Below are 18,290 nucleotides of genomic sequence, written 5' to 3' on the forward strand. Positions count from 1 at the left end.
CCTATGAGCGAGTTGTTGTCCTCAGTCAGTGATCACCTGTTGGCGCCCGGCGGCGTGACGATCGAGAGCCTGCAAGGCGTGCTCGGTGATCTTGCCGGCCCCGGCATCGATGCGGCCGACCTGTATTTCCAAGGCCAGATCTCCGAGTCGTGGGCGCTGGAAGACGGCATCGTCAAGGAAGGCAGCTTCAACCTCGACCAAGGTGTCGGCGTACGTGCGCAGTCCGGTGAAAAAACCGGTTTCGCCTACAGCAACGCGATCACCCTCGAAGCCCTCGGCGCAGCGGCCCGTGCCGCGCGCTCGATCTCCCGCGCCGGCCAGAACGGCACGGTGCAAGCGTTCACCACGCAGGATGTCGCGCAACTGTACGCGCCGGACAACCCGCTGGAAGTGCTGACTCGCGCCGAGAAAGTCGAGCTGCTCAAGCGCATCGATGTGGCTACCCGCGCGCTTGACCCGCGTATTCAGCAGGTCAGCGTCAGCATGGCTGGCGTCTGGGAACGCATTCTGGTGGCGTCCACCGACGGCGGCCTGGCGGCGGATGTGCGCCCGCTGGTGCGTTTCAACGTCAGTGTGATTGTTGAGCAGAATGGCCGTCGCGAGCGTGGCGGGCATGGCGGCGGCGGGCGTACCGACTACCGTTATTTCCTCGCCGAAGACCGCGCCATGGGTTATGCCCGCGAAGCCTTGCGCCAAGCGCTGGTGAATCTTGAAGCAATTCCGGCACCGGCCGGTACGTTGCCGGTGGTGTTGGGTTCGGGCTGGTCCGGTGTGCTGTTGCACGAAGCCGTCGGCCACGGTCTCGAAGGCGACTTCAACCGCAAGGGCAGTTCGGCCTACAGCGGGCGCATGGGCGAAATGGTTGCCTCGAAACTTTGCACTATCGTCGATGACGGCACATTGAGCGGCCGTCGCGGTTCGCTGAGCGTCGACGACGAGGGCACCCCGACCGAGTGCACCACGCTGATCGAAAACGGCGTACTCAAGGGCTACATGCAGGACAAGCTTAATGCGCGTCTGATGGGGGTGGCTCGCACCGGTAACGGTCGTCGCGAGTCTTACGCGCATCTGCCAATGCCACGCATGACCAACACCTACATGCTCGGCGGCGAAAGCGATCCGGCGGAAATCATTGCTTCGGTGAAGAAGGGCATCTACTGCGCCAACCTCGGCGGCGGTCAGGTCGACATCACCAGCGGCAAGTTCGTGTTCTCCACCAGCGAGGCGTATCTGATCGAAGACGGCAAGATCACCGCGCCGGTCAAAGGCGCGACGTTGATCGGCAACGGCCCCGAGGCGATGAGCCGGGTGTCGATGGTCGGTAATGATCTGGCGCTGGACAGCGGTGTGGGTACGTGCGGCAAGGATGGGCAGTCGGTGCCGGTAGGCGTCGGTCAGCCGACGTTGAAAATCGATGCGATCACCGTGGGTGGCACGGGCGCATAAGAAGAGGTGGAGCTTCGGGTGGCGCGCAGGGCGGCCACCCGGTGGCGAATATCAACGCAGACCGCGTTGAGTCTCGTCCAGCTCACGGATGTACTTGAAGATCTTGCGGCTGGAAGCAGGAGGTTTGTTTTGCGCAACCTCGTGCTGAGCCTGACGGATCAGGGAACGCAATTGCTGGCGATCGGCGTCCGGGTACTCGACGACGAATTTTTCCAGCACGGCATCGTCGCCCGCGATCAGGCGATCACGCCAGCGTTCGAGATTGTGGAAACGCTCGTTGTACTGGCGAGTGGAGGCATCAAGTTGATCGAGCAAGGTCAGAATCGCGTCAGTGTCCTGATCGCGCATCAGTTTGCCGATGAACTGCAAGTGCCGTTTACGCGCGATGTTCGCGGTGTGCTTGGGCGCATCGGCCAAGGCCCGGCGCATGGCGTCGGTCAGTGGCAGTTTTGCGATCAAGTCAGGCTTGAGTGTTGTCAGGCGCTCGCCGAGGTCAACCAGAGCATGCAGCTCGCGTTTGACCTGAGATTTGCTTTTTTCTCCCGTATCGAGGGAGTCGTCGTAAGAATCAACCATGGTGGCAGTCCGCAAAGAAACGCCGCCATGATAACCAGTCGGGGGCCGCTTGTCCGGCCCGGTCGCTCGATGACCCTAGCCGAAAGCAGAATTTGAGTGGAGATGAGCATGAGTGCAGTTCAAAGCGTCGGCCCGCAGGCATTGCCGGCACTGCAGGAACAAGTCGAGCAGATCATCGCCGAAGCCAAGCGTCAGGGCGCCAGCGCCTGCGAAGTAGCCGTGTCGCTCGAGCAGGGTCTGTCGACCTCGGTGCGCCAGCGCGAAGTCGAAACGGTCGAATTCAACCGTGATCAGGGCTTTGGCATCACGCTGTATGTAGGCCAGCGCAAAGGCTCGGCCAGCACCTCGGCAACCGGCCCGGATGCGATTCGCGAGACCGTTGCTGCGGCACTGGCCATCGCCAAACATACCTCGGAAGACGAAGCCTCGGGCCTGGCTGACGCTGCGCTGATGGCCCGCGAGCAGCAGGATTTCGATCTGTTCCATGAATGGGACATCACTCCGGAGCAAGCTATCGAGAAGGCTCTGCTCTGTGAGGCGGCAGCATTCGACGCCGATGCGCGGATCAAGAACGCCGATGGCACCACCCTCAGCACCCATCAGGGCTGCCGCGTTTACGGCAACAGCCACGGTTTTATCGGTGGATATGCCTCGACTCGGCACAGCCTGAGTTGCGTGATGATCGCCGAAGCTGATGGCCAGATGCAGCGTGATTACTGGTATGACGTGAGCCGTCAGGGCGAATTGCTGGCCGATCCGGTGAGCATCGGTCAACGTGCTGCGCAACGGGCGGCAAGCCGTCTCGGCGCGCGTCCAGTGCCGACCTGCGAGGTGCCGGTACTGTTTTCCGCAGAGCTGGCGGGCGGTCTGTTTGGCAGTTTCCTTTCGGCGGTGTCTGGCGGCAGTCTGTATCGTAAATCGTCGTTTCTTGAAGGCACTCTGGGGCAAAAGCTGTTCCCGGAATGGCTGACCATCGATGAGCGTCCGCATCTGATGCGCGCAATGGGCAGTGCTTCGTACGACGGTGATGGTCTGGCGACGTATGCCAAACCTTTCGTCGAAAAAGGCGAGTTGGTGTCGTACATCCTCGGCACTTACTCCGGACGCAAACTGGGTATGCCGAGCACCGCTAACGCGGGTGGCGTACACAACCTGTTCGTCACCCATGGCGACGAAGACCAGGCGGCGCTGTTGAAGCGCATGGGGCGCGGGTTGCTGGTCACCGAACTGATGGGCCATGGCTTGAACATGGTCACCGGCGATTATTCGCGTGGTGCAGCAGGTTTCTGGGTCGAGAATGGCGAAATCCAGTTTGCGGTTCAGGAAGTGACCATCGCCGGCAACATGCGTGACATGTTCAAGCAGATTGTTGCCGTGGGGAATGATCTGGAACTGCGCAGCAACATTCGCACCGGCTCGGTGTTGATCGAGCGGATGACTGTCGCGGGCAGCTAAAGCCCAGCCGTCCTACACAAAAGGCGCGCTACCTCATCGGGTGGCGCGCCTTTTTTATTGGCTCCACACAAAACCAATGTGGGAGCGAGCCTGCTCGCGAAAGCGATTTAACAGCCGACCGCAGCGGTGACTGACAGGACGCCTTCGCGAGCAGGCTCGCTCCCACAATGGAGTCTGTGTAACTAGGCACTCTTGTTTTGGTTCTCATTATCATCTAATAATAAATCTCATTATCGGATGAGCCCCGGATCATGAGTTTTGCCTTGCACGAGCAGCCGTACCTCGAAAGCTGGCGCTGGATGAGTCGCCAGATCCGTTGCGCGATGGATCCCGACGAGCCGCGCCTGATCGAACACTATCTGGCCGAAGGCCGGTATCTGGCCTGTTGTACGGCAACGTCTCCCTGGACCATCGCTGAAACCTCCTTCCGTTTGCTGCTCGACACGGCCACCGACATCGCCTTGCCGTGGCACTGGCGCAGCCTCTGTCTTGATCAAGCCTGGCGCCCGTTGCGTGAAATGGAACGCCTGTCCCTGTGCAAATGCCGGCTCAACCGCTGGCAACGCTACACCTGGCAGCTCGCCACTTGCGAACTGCTTCCCTCGATTCCTCTCATTGAATTAGTCCAAGGATTTACCGATGAGTAGGGTCTGCCATCAGTTATTTCCTATGCCGCGCCGCGCCTGCTGTTGCGCAGGGCAAGGCGCGAGGAGTGAGGTTTGGTCGTTCCAAATAAGCTCCGAGCAACGCAGCCCTGCGCAACAGCAGGCGCGGCCCTCCGGGTTGTGTCTGAAAGCGGGCCAGACTGCGTTGCAGTCCTTGGCAAGGGAAAAACCATTACCAGCGGACTGCGCCTTGCCTGGCCCGCTTTCATACACAACGCGACATAGGAAATAACTGATGGCAGACCCTCAGACACGTATTGAGCGCGACAGCATGGGCGAACTGCAGGTGCCGGTGGGCGCTCTCTACGGCGCGCAGACCCAGCGCGCAGTGGATAACTTCCCGATCAGCGGCAAGCCGATGCCGACGCAATTCATCCGCGCGCTGATCCTCGCCAAAGCCGCTGCAGCCCGCGCCAACGTCGAACTCAACCAGATCACTGCCGCTCAGGGCAAAGCCATCAGCGACGCCGCGCAAGGTTTGCTCGAAGGCGATTTCATGCAGCATTTCCCGGTGGACATCTTCCAGACCGGCTCCGGCACCAGTTCCAACATGAACGCCAATGAAGTGATCGCCACCCTGGCCAGCCGTTTGCTCGGCGAGCCGGTCAACGCCAATGATCACGTCAACTGCGGCCAGAGCAGTAACGACATCATCCCGACCACCATCCACGTCAGCGCCGCGCTGGCCCTGCACGAACAATTGCTGCCGGCGCTGTTGCATCTGGTGCAATTGATCGAGCACAAAGCCGAGCAGGTACATCACCACGTCAAAACCGGCCGCACGCATTTGATGGACGCGATGCCAGTGCGCATGAGCCAGGTACTCAATGGCTGGGCGCAGCAGCTCAAGGCCAACATCGGCCACCTGCAGGATTTGCTGCCGAGTCTGCAATCGCTGGCGCAGGGCGGTACGGCGGTGGGCACCGGGATCAACGCGCATCCTGAATTCGCCGCGCGTTTCAGTCGTCAGCTGAGCCAGTTGACCGACGTGCAATTCACCCCGGGCAAGGATCTGTTTGCGCTGATCGGCTCCCAGGACACCGCCGTCGCCGTCTCCGGTCAGCTAAAAGCTACCGCCGTGTCGCTGATGAAAATCGCCAACGACCTGCGCTGGATGAACTCCGGCCCGCTCGCTGGCCTCGGCGAAATCGAACTGGAGGCCTTGCAACCGGGCTCGTCGATCATGCCCGGCAAGGTCAATCCGGTGATTCCGGAAGCCACCGCCATGGTCGCCGCGCAAGTCATCGGTAACGACTCGGTAATCACCATCGCCGGACAGTCGGGCAACTTCGAACTCAACGTGATGCTGCCGATCATCGCGCAAAACCTGTTGAGCAGCATCGAACTGTTGGCCAACTCCAGCCGCCTGCTCGGCGACAAAGCCATCGCCAGCTTCAAGGTCAACGAGTCGCGCCTGAAGGAAGCGTTGTCACGCAACCCGATTCTGGTCACCGCGCTCAACCCGATCATCGGATACCAGAAAGCCGCTGAAATCGCCAAGCAGGCCTACAAGGAAGGCCGCGCGGTGATCGACGTCGCCCTCGAACATACCGACCTGTCGCGCAGCCAACTGGAAGAGTTGCTCAATCCCGAGAAACTCACCGCCGGCGGCGTGTAAAACCTGCAACCGCTTTGGAGGCTCACCATGGAGCACTGGAAACGCACGATCGAACGGGCCAATCGCTGCTTCATGCTCGGCGAATTGATCGACGCCCGTGAGGCTTACCTGCAAGCCCTGGCCCTGGCGCAAGTGTTATTCGAACGCTGGGCGGATGCCGACGAAGCGGTGGCGGCCTGCGTCATTTCTCACCACAACCTGGCGGATCTGCACTTGCGCCTGAACCAGCCGGAGGAGAGCGCCGAATACCTCTGCGCGATCCATCAACGACTGTTGCAGACCATGCAGGACGAACGTCAGCGCCTGGCCTTGCGTGAAGCAGCGCTGCGCCAGAGCAGCAAGACCTACGTCGAGCTGCTGAATTTCATCAGTGAACACGGCGAATACCCGCGCACCCAGCGCCTGCTGCACCCGGATACCGGCAATGCGCGCCGCGCGCCTGCCCCACATCACCATGGAGTCCATTGAAATGGCTTTTACCTTGCCTGCCTTGCCTTACGCCTACGACGCCCTCGAACCGCATATCGATGCGCAAACCATGGAGATTCACTACACCAAGCATCACCAGACCTACATCAACAACCTCAACGCGGCGGTAGAAGGCACTGAATACGCTGAGTGGCCGGTAGAAAAACTGGTCGCCAGCGTTAAGGATCTGCCGGAAAAACTCCGTGCGGCGGTGATCAATCAGGGCGGCGGTCACGCCAACCATTCGCTGTTCTGGGAAGTGATGGTGCCCAACGGTGGCGGCAAGCCGGATGGCGCGCTGGCCAAGGCCATCGATGAACATCTGGGCGGCCTCGACAGCTTCAAGGAATCCTTCACCAAAGCCGCACTGACTCGATTTGGTAGCGGCTGGGCCTGGCTCAGCGTGACCCCGGAGAAAAAACTGATCGTGGAAAGCAGCGGCAACCAGGACAGCCCGTTGATGAATGGCAACACGCCGATTCTCGGTCTCGACGTCTGGGAGCACGCCTATTACCTGCGTTATCAGAACCGTCGTCCGGAATACATCAATGCGTTCTACAACGTGATCAATTGGCCTGAAGTGGCTGCGCGCTATCAGGCCGCACTGGTTTAAGTCTTCTATAAAAACAATCCAAGGCTGACTATGGGCACTGAGACACTGGCGATCGGAAGTGGGCGTATGTTTCGTTACGCAGTGGGATCGCTGTTGCTGTTGGCGGGCATGACCTTGCTGGTCGCCCACGGGCTGGAATGGCTGGATCTCGAGCCGAGGCTGTCGCGGGCGTTGCAGGGCGGCGCGATCTGCGCCCTCGGCACGGCGCTTGGCGCGGTGCCGGTGCTGGTGCTGGTGATTCGGCGCATGCCGCAGGCACTCAGCGATACTTTGCTGGGTTTTGGTGCCGGGGTGATGTTGGCGGCGACGGCGTTTTCGTTGATCGTGCCGGGCATTGCCGCCGCTGAAAGCCTCGGCCTGACTCCGTGGGGCGCCAGTGGCCTGATCTGCTTCGGCATCATGCTCGGTGCGTTTGGCTTGTATCTGGTCGATCGCCAGGTTTCCGGCGCGTCCCCGGAAATGCTCGTCGGCACTGTCGAGCATCCGGTTATTCCGCCGCGGATCTGGCTGTTCGTGTTCGCCATCATTGCCCATAACATCCCGGAAGGCATGGCCGTTGGCGTCTCTGCCGGCGGCGGCATGCCGGATGCGGACAGTCTGGCCATGGGCATTGCCCTGCAGGATGTGCCGGAAGGTCTGGTGATTGCGCTGGTATTGGCCGGGGCAGGAATGTCGCGGGTCAAGGCGTTCCTGATCGGCGCGGCGTCAGGTCTGGTCGAACCGGTGTTTGCGTTGCTGTGTGCGTGGCTGGTCGGTCTGGCGCAGGTGCTGCTGCCATTAGGTCTGGCACTGGCGGCGGGGGCAATGTTGCTGGTGGTGACCCACGAGGTCATCCCGGAATCACGACGCCATGGTCATGACAAACTGGCCAGCCTTGGCCTGTTGATCGGGTTTTGTCTGATGATGGTGATGGATACGGCGTTGGGCTGAAGCAGATCAAAAGATCGCAGCCTTCGGCAGTTCCTACAGGGAACGCATTCCAATGCAGGAGCTGCCGAAGGCTGCGATCTTTTGATTTTGGCTGTCAGCCACCTTCGTCGAAATAGTTGTTGATCAACGCCACCAGCGCATCCAGCGCTTCCTGATCTTTCTCGCCCTCAGTACTCAAATAGATCTTGGTGCCCTTGCCAGCCGCCAGCATCATCATTGCCATGATGCTTTTACCGTCAACCGTGGTGTCTGGCGTGCGGCCCACTCTGATCGAGCAATCCGGATACTGCCCGGCCACCCCGACAAACTTGGCCGATGCGCGGGCATGCAGGCCCAGCTTGTTGATGATTTCGATTTCCAGAGCAGGCATCGCGGTGTGAATCCTTTAAGTGAGGTCGCGGTGGCGAACCTGGACGTTCTTCAGGGTTTTCTGCAAGGCCTGACCCAGGCGTTCGGTCAGGTAGACGGAGCGATGGTGTCCGCCGGTGCAGCCAATGGCAATGGTGACGTAGGCACGGTTGCTCGCGGCAAAGCGCGGTAACCATTTGTGCAGGTAGGTGAAGATGTCCTGGAACATTTCTTCGACCTCCGGCTGTGCGGCCAGGTACTCGGCCACTGGCGCATCAAGACCTGATTGCGCACGCAGTTCCGGCTTCCAGTACGGATTGGGCAGGCAGCGCACGTCGAACACCAGATCTGCATCCACCGGCATGCCGCGCTTGAAGCCGAATGACTCGACCAGAAACGCGGTGCCCGGCTCCGGCTGATTCAGCAGGCGCAGCTTGATGGAGTCGCGCAGCTGATACAGGTTCAGATTGGTGGTGTTGATCTTCAGGTCGGCGAGGTCGGCGATCGGGCCGAGCAGGGCGGTTTCATCCTGGATAGCTTCGGCCAGCGAGCGATTGGCGTTGCTCAGCGGGTGGCGACGGCGGGTTTCGGAGAAACGCTTGAGCAAGGTTTCTTCGTCGGCGTCCAGATACAGGACATCGCACTGGATGTGCTTGGCCCGGACATCTTCAAGCAACTCGGGAAAGCGCGTCAGATGACTCGGCAGGTTGCGCGCATCGATCGATACGGCCACCAGCGGTTGCGCCAGCTCAGTGTGAATCAGCGCGCGTTCGGCCAGTTCCGGCAGCAAGCCTGCGGGCAGGTTGTCGATGCAGTAATAGCCGTTGTCCTCAAGGACATCCAGAGCCGTACTTTTACCCGAGCCGGAACGGCCGCTGACGATGATCAAACGCATGATTAATGCCCGTTCTGCTCGCTCAGGACGACCTGATACAAGGCTTCGCTACTCGGTGCGCTACGCAGCTTTTCGCGCACTTCCTTACGATCCAGCATGCTGGCGATCTGACGTAGCAACTCCAGATGCGCATCGGTGGCGGCTTCCGGGACCAGCAAAACAAACAGCAGGTCAACCGGAGCGCCGTCAATGGCGTCGAAATCGATCGGAGCGTCAAGGTGCATCAGCGCGCTGATCGGCGCTTGGCAACCCTTGAGGCGGCAATGGGGGATGGCGATGCCGTTACCAAAACCGGTGGAACCGAGTTTTTCACGGGCAATCAACGCCTCGAAGACATCCTGCATGGCCAGATCCGGCACTTCGCGGGCGATCAGGTTGGCAATTTGTTCGAGAGCTTTCTTTTTACTGCCGCCCGGCACGTTCACAAGGGAACGGCCGGGGGTCAGGATACTTTCAAGTCGGATCATGGAATGGGGGGTTATCGACCTGTCGCGCCCTGGAGGAGGCTTTGGGTCTTTTCCTTATGCTTTTTGAGTTGGCGATCCAGCTTGTCGGTCAGTGAGTCGATCGCAGCATACATATCAGTATCTTCTGCGTTGGCGACCACTTCGCTGCCGGGAATATGCAAGGTGGCTTCGATTTTCTGCTTAAGCTTTTCGACGCACATCGTGACTTGCACGTTGGTGATCTTGTCGAAATGGCGCTCCAATCGTTGAAGTTTCTCATTGATGTAGTCGCGCAGAGGTTCGGTCACTTCCAGTTGGTGTCCACTGATGTTGACTTGCATACAGCTTCTCCTTCGTTGCCAGTGCATAAAGCGGCAGGCTGGATAGCCTGCCACTGGAACGCTGTAACGTGGCTTACATCAACCGCTTGCGTTCGCTCGAAGGCGCGATCCCGAGGGATTCGCGGTACTTGGCGACGGTGCGGCGAGCCACCTGAATGCCTTGTGCCTCCAGTAAACCAGCGATCTTGCTGTCACTCAACGGCTTTTTCTGATTTTCCGCAGCAACCAGTTTTTTGATGATCGCGCGGATCGCCGTGGACGAGCATTCGCCGCCTTCGGAGGTGCTGACGTGGCTGGAGAAAAAGTATTTCAGCTCATAAATACCGCGCGGGGTATGCATGAATTTCTGCGTGGTCACCCGTGAAATCGTCGATTCGTGCATGCCGACCGCTTCGGCGATGTCATGCAGGACCAATGGCTTCATCGCTTCGTCGCCGTACTCCAGAAAACCGCGCTGATGCTCGACGATCTGGGTGGCAACTTTCATCAGGGTTTCGTTGCGGCTCTGCAGGCTCTTGATGAACCAGCGGGCTTCCTGCAACTGGTTGCGCATGAAGGTGTTGTCGGCACTGGTGTCGGCGCGGCGGACGAAACCAGCGTACTGGGCGTTGACGCGCAGGCGTGGCACCGATTCCTGATTGAGTTCGACCAGCCAGCGTTCGTTGTCCTTGCGCACGATCACGTCGGGCACGACGTATTCGGCTTCGGTTGATTCGATCTGTGAACCCGGGCGCGGATTAAGGCTTTGCACCAGCTCGATGACCTGACGCAGTTCGTCTTCCTTGAGCTTCATGCGCCGCATCAACTGGCTGTAGTCGCGGCTGCCGAGCAGGTCGATGTAATCGCTGACCAGACGTTTCGCTTCAGCCAGCCAAGGTGTCTTGGCCGACAACTGGCGCAATTGCAGCAGCAGGCATTCGCCGAGATTGCGCGCGCCGATGCCGGCCGGTTCGAACTGCTGGATGCGGTGCAGGACGGCTTCGATTTCGTCCAGTTCGATGTCCAGTTCCGGGTCGAACGCCTCAAGGATCTCTTCGAGGGTTTCGTCCAGGTAGCCCTGATTGTTGATGCAATCGATCAGGGTCACGGCGATCAGGCGATCGGTGTCGGACATCGGTGCAAGGTTCAGCTGCCACAGCAAGTGGCTTTGCAGGCTCTCGCCGGCGGACGTGCGTGTGGTGAAATCCCACTCGTCATCGTCGCTGCTGGGCAGGCTGCTGGCGCTGGTCTGGTAGACGTCTTCCCAGGCCGTGTCGACCGGAAGCTCGTTGGGGATGCGCTCGTTCCATTCGCCGTCCTCGAGGTTGTCCACCGTCGGCGCGGTTTCCTGATAGGAGGGTTCCTGGATTTCGGTGGGCTTCTGTTCGGCGTTGTCGGCCATGGGGTCGGAATTGTCGAAGTCGTCGCCTTCTTCCTGGCGTTCGAGCATCGGATTGGATTCCAGCGCCTCCTGGATTTCCTGTTGCAGATCCAGGGTCGACAATTGGAGCAGGCGGATGGCCTGTTGCAGCTGCGGTGTCATCGTCAGCTGCTGGCCCATTCTCAAGACTAGCGATGGTTTCATGGCAGGGGCTTAACACCTTATTCGCCGGCGCTATGCGCCATCCACTACAGGGCGCCGGAGCGCCAAACTTAAGCAAATTATATGCCTGAAACTGAAGTGTTTGCCTAGAGCGCTGTAACAATTAAAGCGTATTAAATCCTGCTTGAATCGATACAGCGCCCGGGCGGCGCACCGGGCACTGTTGCGCTTACAGGCGGAACTCGTGGCCCAGATACACTTCCTTGACCAGATCGTTGGCCAGGATGGTTTCTGCATCGCCCTCGGCAATCAACTGACCATCGTTGACGATGTAAGCGGTTTCGCAGATATCCAGCGTCTCACGAACGTTGTGGTCGGTGATCAGCACACCGATGCCTTTGGCCTTGAGGTGGTGGATGATCTGCTTGATATCGCCGACCGAAATCGGGTCGACACCGGCGAACGGTTCGTCGAGCAGGATGAATTTCGGTGCCGTTGCCAGCGCGCGAGCGATTTCCACCCGGCGGCGTTCACCACCGGACAGGCTCATGCCGAGGTTGTCGCGGATGTGGCTGATGTGGAATTCCTGCAGCAGGCTTTCCAGCTCTTTGCGGCGACCGGCCTTGTCGAGTTCCTGACGGGTCTCGAGGATGGCCATGATGTTGTCGGCCACCGACAGTTTGCGGAAGATCGACGCTTCTTGCGGCAGATAGCCGATCCCGGCCTTTGCACGGCCGTGCATCGGCTGGTGGCTGACGTCCAGATCATCGATCAGTACGCGGCCCTGATCGGCCTGTACCAAGCCGACGATCATGTAGAAGCAGGTGGTCTTGCCGGCACCGTTCGGGCCGAGCAGGCCGACGATCTGGCCGCTGTCGATCGACAGGCTGACGTCACGCACGACCTGGCGGCTTTTATAGGCCTTGGCCAGGTGCTGAGCTTTCAGAGTTGCCATTACTGGGTTTTCTCGTCGGTTTTCTTCTTCGGCTGGATCACCATATCGATGCGCGGACGCGCCTCGGTAACCTTGCTGCCGGTAGCGCGACCGGCGCTGGCCAGTTTCTTCACGGTGTCATAGACGATTTTCTCGCCTTGCGTCGTGTTGTTGTCCTTGTCGACAACCTTGGCCTTGTCGATCAGCACGACGCGATTCTGCGCAGCATGGTACTGGATCGTCACGCCCCAGCCCTGAACCGGCTTGGTGTCGCCAGCGGTCTGCAGTTGTTCGAAGTAGGCAAGGTTGCCCACCGAAGTCACCACGTCGATATCGCCGGCCGGGGTGCGGGTGATGGTCACGGTATTACCGGTCACCTTCATCGAGCCTTGGGTGATGATCACGTCGCCCTTGTAGGTGGCGATGCCGTTCTTGTCATCCAGTTGGGCGTCGTCGGCCTGAATGCGGATAGGTTGCTGCTGATCGTTCGGCAGAGCCCAGGCGCTCACGCTTCCCAGTGCTGCGCCCAGACTGAGCAAAATAGGGAGGGTTTTAACGAGCCTCATACTGTCCTCTTACGTTCGATAGCAGGTGTATCCTGCTTTCCTTCAGGTACGCTTTCATTCCAACGCCAGTCGATACACCGCCAGCGCCGTCGATTCTAACGGGTTGCTCGGTCTGCGCATATTCCTGCTGCGGGAACACGGTCATGCGAGTGGACGTGATCAGGATGTCACGCTTCTTTTCATCGGTGCGCGCAACGCGTACCGAATCGATCAGTTCGACTTCGGTGCCGCCTGAGTTCACTTCGCCGCGCTCACTGGTCACGTGCCACGGAAATTCCGTTCCGCGATACATGTTCAGGTCGGGTTTGGTCACGAGCGTGACGTCGGTTGCCTTCACGTGCTCGGCTTTTTCGGACGTCATTTCATACTGCACCTTGCCATCCGGCAGGTATTGCAGGGTATGCGTGTTGGTTGCATACCAGTCGATAGGCGTTTCCACCGAGGTGACCGGTGGTTTGTCGAGAAAGCGTTCCGGGCTGATATTCCAGTAGCCGACCGCTGCGAAAATCGCAGCGATGCAGCCGAACAGCAGGAAGTTACGAAATTTTTTGCTGAACATGGCTTGGCTCACAGGTACGCGGCGTTGGCCGCATCGAGGTGGCCTTGGGCGCGCAGGATCAGTTCGCAGAATTCGCGGGCGGCACCTTCACCACCGCGGGCTCGGGTAACGCCATGGGCGTGTTCGCGGACGAAGTCGGCCGCGTTGGCCACGGCCATGCCCAAGCCTACACGGCGAATCACCGGCAAGTCAGGCAGGTCGTCACCGAGGTAGGCGACCTGTTCATAGCTTAGGCCCAGTTGCTCCAGCAGGCCGTCAAGAACGACCAATTTGTCTTCGCGCCCCTGAAACAGGTGCGGGATGCCGAGGTTTTTCGCTCGACGCTCGACCACCGGCGTTTTGCGGCCGCTGATGATGGCGGTCTGCACGCCGGCGTTCATCAGCATCTTGATGCCCTGACCGTCGAGGGTGTTGAAGGTCTTGAATTCGCTACCGTCTTCAAGAAAGTACAGGCGCCCGTCGGTAAGGACGCCATCGACGTCGAAAACCGCCAGTTTGATCGCTTTGCCGCGTTGCAGCAGATCGTTGCTCATTACATGACTCCTGCGCGCAGCAGATCGGAGAGGTTGAAGGCGCCGACCGGGCGATCTTCCTCGTCTACGACTACCAAAGCGTTGATTCGGTTATCTTCCATGATTTTCAGGGCTTCGGCGGCCAGCATTTCCGGCCGGGCCGTCTTGCCGTGGGCCGTCATCACCTGATCGATGGTGGCGCTGCGAATGTCGATGCTGCGATCCAGTGTGCGGCGCAAATCGCCGTCAGTGAAGATCCCGGCCAGTTTACCGTCAGTTTCAAGGATGACGGTCATGCCCAGGCCCTTGCGGGTCATTTCCATCAGCGCGTCTTTGAGCAATGTGCCGCGTTGTACTTGCGGCAACGCCTGACCGCAATGCATGACGTTTTCCACTTTCAGCAACAAGCGACGGCCGAGGGCACCGCCAGGATGGGAGAAGGCGAAGTCTTCGGCGGTGAAGCCGCGGGCCTCAAGCAGCGCGACGGCGAGGGCGTCGCCCATGACCAGGGCCGCAGTCGTCGAAGAGGTCGGCGCCAGGTTCAACGGGCAGGCCTCGTGCTCGACGTGCACGTTGAGATTGACTTCGGCAGCTTTGGACAGCGGCGATTGCGGGTTGCCGGTGACGCTGATCAGCTGGATGCCAAGGCGCTTGATCAGCGGCAGCAGCGTGACGATTTCGTTGGTCGAGCCGGAGTTCGACAGGGCCAGGATCACGTCGTCGCGGGTGATCATGCCCATGTCGCCATGGCTGGCCTCGGCCGGGTGAACAAAAAAGGCCGGAGTGCCAGTGCTGGCCAGCGTGGCGGCAATCTTGTTGCCGATGTGTCCTGATTTGCCCATGCCGACCACGACTACACGGCCCTTGCTGTTCAGGATTATCTCGCAAGCGCGTACGAAATCGGCGTCGATATGGGGCAATAAGCCTTGTACGGCTTCCACTTCGAGTTGGATGGTGCGTTGTGCCGATTGAATCAGATCGCTGGATTGGCTCATGTCAGAAATCGTTTAGCCCGATGAAAAGGCGGCGATTATAGCGGTTATGTTGCAAAGCCTCACGCTAGTTCGTCGTGCTTTGTCATTCCTGGTTACCAAAACCCGGCAAAAGAGCCTGCGCACCTGTCATATCGCCGAACTCAGGCAGGTACAAGCCTTGGGCGCGTAGCCTTTGCAGTGATATAGTTCGCCGCCAGTTCGGCCTGCCCGGGATGTACGTACTTTTTAAGTAAAGACAGGCGTCCGAGTGAGAGGCTGCATCGCAAGGAGTTTAGATGAGTGCCGATAACGCCTACGCGGTCGAGCTGAAGGGAGTTTCCTTCAAGCGCGGTGCGCGCAGCATTTTCAATAACGTCGATATTCGCATCCCGCGCGGCAAGGTCACCGGCATCATGGGGCCTTCCGGGTGTGGCAAGACCACGCTGCTGCGATTGATGGGCGCACAATTGCGCCCTGCCAGCGGCGAAGTCTGGGTCAACGGCCAGAACCTGCCTGCGCTTTCGCGCAGCGATCTGTTCGATGCGCGAAAGCACATGGGTGTGCTGTTTCAAAGCGGCGCGCTGTTCACCGATCTCGATGTATTCGAGAACGTGGCTTTCCCCCTGCGTGTTCATACCGATCTGCCGGAAGAAATGATCCGCGACATCGTCCTGCTCAAACTGCAGGCGGTTGGTCTGCGCGGTGCCATCGAGCTGATGCCGGACGAGCTGTCCGGTGGCATGAAACGCCGCGTCGCACTGGCGCGGGCGATTGCGCTCGATCCGCAGATCCTCATGTACGACGAACCGTTCGTCGGGCAGGACCCGATCGCCATGGGCGTGCTGGTCCGATTGATCCGTCTGCTCAACGATGCGCTGGGGATTACCAGTATCGTGGTGTCCCACGATCTGGCTGAAACCGCGAGCATCGCCGACTACATCTATGTTGTCGGTGATGGTCAGGTGCTGGGGCAGGGTACGCCGGACGAGTTGATGAACTCGGACGAGCCGCGTATCCGTCAGTTCATGACCGGCGATCCCGATGGCCCGGTGCCGTACCATTTTCCAGCGACGGATTACCGCGCAGATCTTCTGGGGAAGCGCTGATGCGCAGAATTTCATTAATAGAACGCGTGCGCCGGTTCGGCGAGGCGGCGATCGACGCCGTCGCGGTGTTCGGTCGTGCGACGCTGTTCCTGTTTCATGCCTTGCTGGGGCGTGGCGGGATCAGCGGAGGTTTCAGTCTGCTGGTCAAGCAGCTGCATTCAGTCGGCGTCATGTCGCTGGTGATCATCGTCGTTTCCGGGATCTTCATCGGCATGGTGCTGGCGCTGCAGGGCTTCAGCATTCTGTCGAGCTACGGTTCGGAGCAGGCGGTGGGGCAGATGGTTGCACTGACCCTGTTGCGTGAACTCGGTCCGGTGGTGACGGCATTGTTGTTTGCCGGTCGTGCCGGTTCGGCGCTGACCGCCGAGATCGGCAACATGAAATCCACCGAACAGCTTTCCAGTCTGGAAATGATCGGCGTCGATCCGCTCAAGTACATAATTGCCCCGCGCCTGTGGGCCGGTTTCATTTCCCTGCCAGTGCTGGCGATGATTTTCAGCGTGGTCGGGATTTGGGGCGGTTCGTGGGTGGCCGTCGACTGGCTGGGTGTGTATGAAGGCTCTTATTGGGCGAACATGCAGAACAGCGTGAATTTCACCAGTGACGTGCTCAATGGCGTAATCAAAAGTATCGTTTTCGCCTTTGTCGTGACCTGGATCGCCGTATTCCAAGGCTATGACTGTGAGCCCACTTCCGAGGGCATCAGTCGCGCCACCACCAAGACCGTGGTATTTGCCTCGCTGGCAGTGCTCGGCCTGGACTTTATTCTGACTGCTTTGATGTTTGGAGATTTCTGATGCAAAACCGCACCCTGGAAATCGGTGTCGGCCTGTTCCTGCTGGCAGGGATCCTGGCTTTGTTGCTGCTTGCTTTGCGGGTCAGTGGTCTGTCTCCGACGTCGACCACCGACACCTATAAACTGTATGCCTATTTCGACAATATCGCCGGTTTGACGGTCAGAGCCAAAGTGACCATGGCCGGTGTGACCATCGGCAAGGTCACGGCGATCGATCTGGATCGCGACAGCTTCACCGGTCGGGTCACCCTGCAAGTGGATAAAAAGGTCGACAACCTGCCGACTGACTCCACAGCGTCTATCCTGACCGCTGGTCTGCTGGGCGAGAAGTACATCGGTATCAGCGTCGGCGGGGAAGACAAACCGCTGAAGGATGGTGGAACCATTCACGACACCCAGTCGTCACTGGTACTGGAAGACCTGATCGGTAAATTCCTGCTCAATACCGTTAGCAAAGACGCCAAATGAGGAGCTTTTGAATGATTTCTACCTTGCGACGTGGCCTGTTGGTGTTGCTCGCGGCATTGCCACTGATGGCTAACGCTGCGCCTGGGCAATCCGCGCATGAACTGGTGCAGGACACTACCACCCGGTTGCTGGCCGACCTGGCTGCCAACAAAGAGAAATACAAGCAGGATCCGACGGATTTCTACGCGGCGCTCAACAGCATCGTCGGGCCAGTGGTGGACGCCGAAGGCATTTCCAAGAGTATTATGACGGTCAAGTATTCGCGCAAGGCCACGCCGGCGCAGATGCAGACCTTCCAGGAAAACTTCAAGAAAGGCCTGTTCCAGTTCTACGGTAATGCCTTGCTCGAGTACAACAACCAGGGCATTACTGTTGATCCTGCCAAGGACGAATCGGGCGACCGCACCAGCGTCAACATGACCGTCAAGGGCAGCAGCGGCGCAATCTATCCTGTGCAGTACACACTGGAGAAGATCAACGGCGAGTGGAAACTGCGCAACGTGATCATCAACGGCATCAACATCGGCAAGCTGTTCCGTGATCAGTTCGCCGACGCGATGCAGCGCAATGGCAACGACCTGGACAAGACCATCAATGGTTGGGCCGGTGAAGTGGCCAAGGCCAAGGAAGCCACCGAAAAGAACCCCGCGCAATGAATGAGGCCGCAGTTCGTATGAGTGATGTCGACGAGCTTCTGCTCAGCGGAGTGCTGGACTATCGCACCGGTGCCGACCTGCGCAAGCAAGGCCAGGCGCTGATCAAGTCCAGCAAGGCTGCTTCGCTGGTGATCGATTGCTCGGCGGTGAAGAAGTCCAGCAGCGTCGGTTTGTCGTTGCTGCTGTGCTTCATGCGCGATGCCAGCGCGGCCGGCAAGGCTGTGAGCATCCGTGCGATGCCCGAAGACATGCGCGAAATTGCTCAGGTCAGTGAACTGACCGAACTGTTGGCGCACCCCTGAACCCGCATCTATAAAGAAGCCCCCCGTCAGAGTCCTGCCATGCGGGGTTCGCAGGCGCGGGGCTTTTTTGTATGATGTCCGACCCGTGCGCACA

General features: G+C 59.4%; 23 protein-coding genes. 12 read left to right on the forward strand and 11 right to left on the reverse strand.

Translation table 11 applies throughout. The features are described from left to right. The first annotated feature begins 3 nt into the window (after nt 1-3). Complete coding sequence (tldD, locus tag VY732_RS04305) at nt 4-1,446, forward strand: metalloprotease TldD (RefSeq protein ID WP_007915374.1); 1,443 nt, start codon at nt 4-6, stop codon at nt 1,444-1,446. 51 nt (nt 1,447-1,497) lie between these two features. On the opposite strand, the gene yjgA is transcribed toward tldD, so the two are convergent. Beyond that, on the reverse strand, nt 1,498-2,022 hold the full coding sequence (gene yjgA / locus VY732_RS04310) for a ribosome biogenesis factor YjgA (RefSeq protein ID WP_007915377.1): 525 nt from the start codon (nt 2,020-2,022) through the stop codon (nt 1,498-1,500). Nucleotides 2,023-2,130: 108 nt separating this feature from the next. Between yjgA and pmbA the strand changes: the two genes are divergently transcribed. The 6 genes from pmbA (at nt 2,131) to VY732_RS04340 (ending at nt 7,771) form a co-directional block, all read left to right on the forward strand. Then, entirely contained in the window at nt 2,131-3,477 is a 1,347-nt protein-coding gene (pmbA, locus tag VY732_RS04315) for a metalloprotease PmbA (RefSeq protein ID WP_038357527.1), read from the forward strand. 251 nt (nt 3,478-3,728) lie between these two features. Continuing rightward, nucleotides 3,729-4,124 carry a FagA protein gene (locus tag VY732_RS04320; protein WP_331694702.1) on the forward strand — a complete coding sequence of 132 codons (396 nt, stop codon included), beginning with the start codon at nt 3,729-3,731 and terminating at the stop codon, nt 4,122-4,124. A gap of 253 nt (nt 4,125-4,377) precedes the next feature. Next, a complete protein-coding gene (locus VY732_RS04325) occupies nt 4,378-5,760 on the forward strand; it encodes a class II fumarate hydratase (protein ID WP_331694703.1) in 1,383 nt (460 codons plus the stop codon). A gap of 27 nt (nt 5,761-5,787) precedes the next feature. After that, nucleotides 5,788-6,228 carry a hypothetical protein gene (locus VY732_RS04330; protein ID WP_016984162.1) on the forward strand — a complete coding sequence of 147 codons (441 nt, stop codon included), beginning with the start codon at nt 5,788-5,790 and terminating at the stop codon, nt 6,226-6,228. Between the two features lies 1 nt (nt 6,229). Beyond that, nucleotides 6,230-6,841, forward strand: coding sequence for a superoxide dismutase (locus VY732_RS04335; RefSeq protein WP_116029474.1), 612 nt, complete (start codon nt 6,230-6,232; stop codon nt 6,839-6,841). Nucleotides 6,842-6,871: 30 nt separating this feature from the next. Continuing rightward, nucleotides 6,872-7,771, forward strand: coding sequence for a ZIP family metal transporter (locus tag VY732_RS04340; protein WP_331694705.1), 900 nt, complete (start codon nt 6,872-6,874; stop codon nt 7,769-7,771). A 94-nt stretch (nt 7,772-7,865) separates the two neighbouring features. Here VY732_RS04340 and VY732_RS04345 read toward each other — a convergent pair whose 3' ends face one another. The 10 genes from VY732_RS04345 to VY732_RS04390 form a co-directional block, all read right to left on the reverse strand. Then, nucleotides 7,866-8,141, reverse strand: coding sequence for an HPr family phosphocarrier protein (locus VY732_RS04345; RefSeq protein ID WP_123594953.1), 276 nt, complete (start codon nt 8,139-8,141; stop codon nt 7,866-7,868). 15 nt (nt 8,142-8,156) lie between these two features. After that, nucleotides 8,157-9,014 (reverse strand): RNase adapter RapZ, encoded by an 858-nt coding sequence (gene rapZ / locus VY732_RS04350; protein WP_038357533.1) that lies wholly within the window; start codon nt 9,012-9,014, stop codon nt 8,157-8,159. A gap of 2 nt (nt 9,015-9,016) precedes the next feature. Beyond that, nucleotides 9,017-9,481, reverse strand: a complete 465-nt coding sequence (gene ptsN / locus VY732_RS04355; protein ID WP_077571129.1) for a PTS IIA-like nitrogen regulatory protein PtsN — start codon at nt 9,479-9,481, stop codon at nt 9,017-9,019. Between the two features lie 11 nt (nt 9,482-9,492). Further along, nucleotides 9,493-9,801, reverse strand: coding sequence for a ribosome hibernation-promoting factor, HPF/YfiA family (gene hpf / locus VY732_RS04360; RefSeq protein ID WP_077571130.1), 309 nt, complete (start codon nt 9,799-9,801; stop codon nt 9,493-9,495). 73 nt (nt 9,802-9,874) lie between these two features. Beyond that, nucleotides 9,875-11,365 carry an RNA polymerase factor sigma-54 gene (locus VY732_RS04365; RefSeq protein WP_077571131.1) on the reverse strand — a complete coding sequence of 497 codons (1,491 nt, stop codon included), beginning with the start codon at nt 11,363-11,365 and terminating at the stop codon, nt 9,875-9,877. 187 nt (nt 11,366-11,552) lie between these two features. Beyond that, nucleotides 11,553-12,278, reverse strand: a complete 726-nt coding sequence (lptB, locus tag VY732_RS04370; RefSeq protein WP_008085069.1) for an LPS export ABC transporter ATP-binding protein — start codon at nt 12,276-12,278, stop codon at nt 11,553-11,555. After that, on the reverse strand, nt 12,278-12,823 hold the full coding sequence (lptA, locus tag VY732_RS04375) for a lipopolysaccharide transport periplasmic protein LptA (protein ID WP_034154485.1): 546 nt from the start codon (nt 12,821-12,823) through the stop codon (nt 12,278-12,280). Before lptA ends, lptB begins: the two co-directional genes overlap by 1 nt. Continuing rightward, nucleotides 12,810-13,382 (reverse strand): LPS export ABC transporter periplasmic protein LptC, encoded by a 573-nt coding sequence (lptC, locus tag VY732_RS04380; RefSeq protein ID WP_038357537.1) that lies wholly within the window; start codon nt 13,380-13,382, stop codon nt 12,810-12,812. Before lptC ends, lptA begins: the two co-directional genes overlap by 14 nt. An 8-nt stretch (nt 13,383-13,390) precedes the next feature. Next, the gene (locus tag VY732_RS04385) at nt 13,391-13,915 is read right to left on the reverse strand and encodes a KdsC family phosphatase (protein ID WP_077571132.1); all 525 of its coding nucleotides are present in this window, start codon (nt 13,913-13,915) and stop codon (nt 13,391-13,393) included. After that, nucleotides 13,915-14,889: a KpsF/GutQ family sugar-phosphate isomerase gene (locus VY732_RS04390; protein WP_077571133.1), complete on the reverse strand. Its 975-nt coding sequence runs from the start codon at nt 14,887-14,889 to the stop codon at nt 13,915-13,917. The genes VY732_RS04385 and VY732_RS04390 overlap by 1 nt, the downstream gene beginning before the upstream one ends. Nucleotides 14,890-15,164: 275 nt before the next feature. On the opposite strand from VY732_RS04390, the gene VY732_RS04395 reads away from it, so the two are divergent. The 5 genes from VY732_RS04395 to VY732_RS04415 are packed head-to-tail and all read left to right on the forward strand — an operon-like array spanning nt 15,165 to nt 18,196. Beyond that, nucleotides 15,165-15,974 (forward strand): ATP-binding cassette domain-containing protein, encoded by an 810-nt coding sequence (locus tag VY732_RS04395; protein WP_007912403.1) that lies wholly within the window; start codon nt 15,165-15,167, stop codon nt 15,972-15,974. Beyond that, the gene (mlaE, locus tag VY732_RS04400; RefSeq protein WP_007912402.1) at nt 15,974-16,771 is read left to right on the forward strand and encodes a lipid asymmetry maintenance ABC transporter permease subunit MlaE; all 798 of its coding nucleotides are present in this window, start codon (nt 15,974-15,976) and stop codon (nt 16,769-16,771) included. The genes VY732_RS04395 and mlaE overlap by 1 nt, the downstream gene beginning before the upstream one ends. Further along, on the forward strand, nt 16,771-17,238 hold the full coding sequence (gene mlaD, locus VY732_RS04405) for an outer membrane lipid asymmetry maintenance protein MlaD (RefSeq protein WP_007912400.1): 468 nt from the start codon (nt 16,771-16,773) through the stop codon (nt 17,236-17,238). The genes mlaE and mlaD overlap by 1 nt, the downstream gene beginning before the upstream one ends. Before the next feature lie 11 nt (nt 17,239-17,249). Then, the gene (locus VY732_RS04410) at nt 17,250-17,894 is read left to right on the forward strand and encodes an MlaC/ttg2D family ABC transporter substrate-binding protein (RefSeq protein WP_077571134.1); all 645 of its coding nucleotides are present in this window, start codon (nt 17,250-17,252) and stop codon (nt 17,892-17,894) included. Further along, entirely contained in the window at nt 17,891-18,196 is a 306-nt protein-coding gene (locus VY732_RS04415) for an STAS domain-containing protein (RefSeq protein WP_331694711.1), read from the forward strand. The genes VY732_RS04410 and VY732_RS04415 overlap by 4 nt, the downstream gene beginning before the upstream one ends. Nucleotides 18,197-18,290: the final 94 nt, after the last annotated feature.

Source organism: Pseudomonas sp. ZY71 (assembly GCF_036542145.1).
Taxonomy (GTDB): domain Bacteria; phylum Pseudomonadota; class Gammaproteobacteria; order Pseudomonadales; family Pseudomonadaceae; genus Aquipseudomonas; species Aquipseudomonas koreensis_A.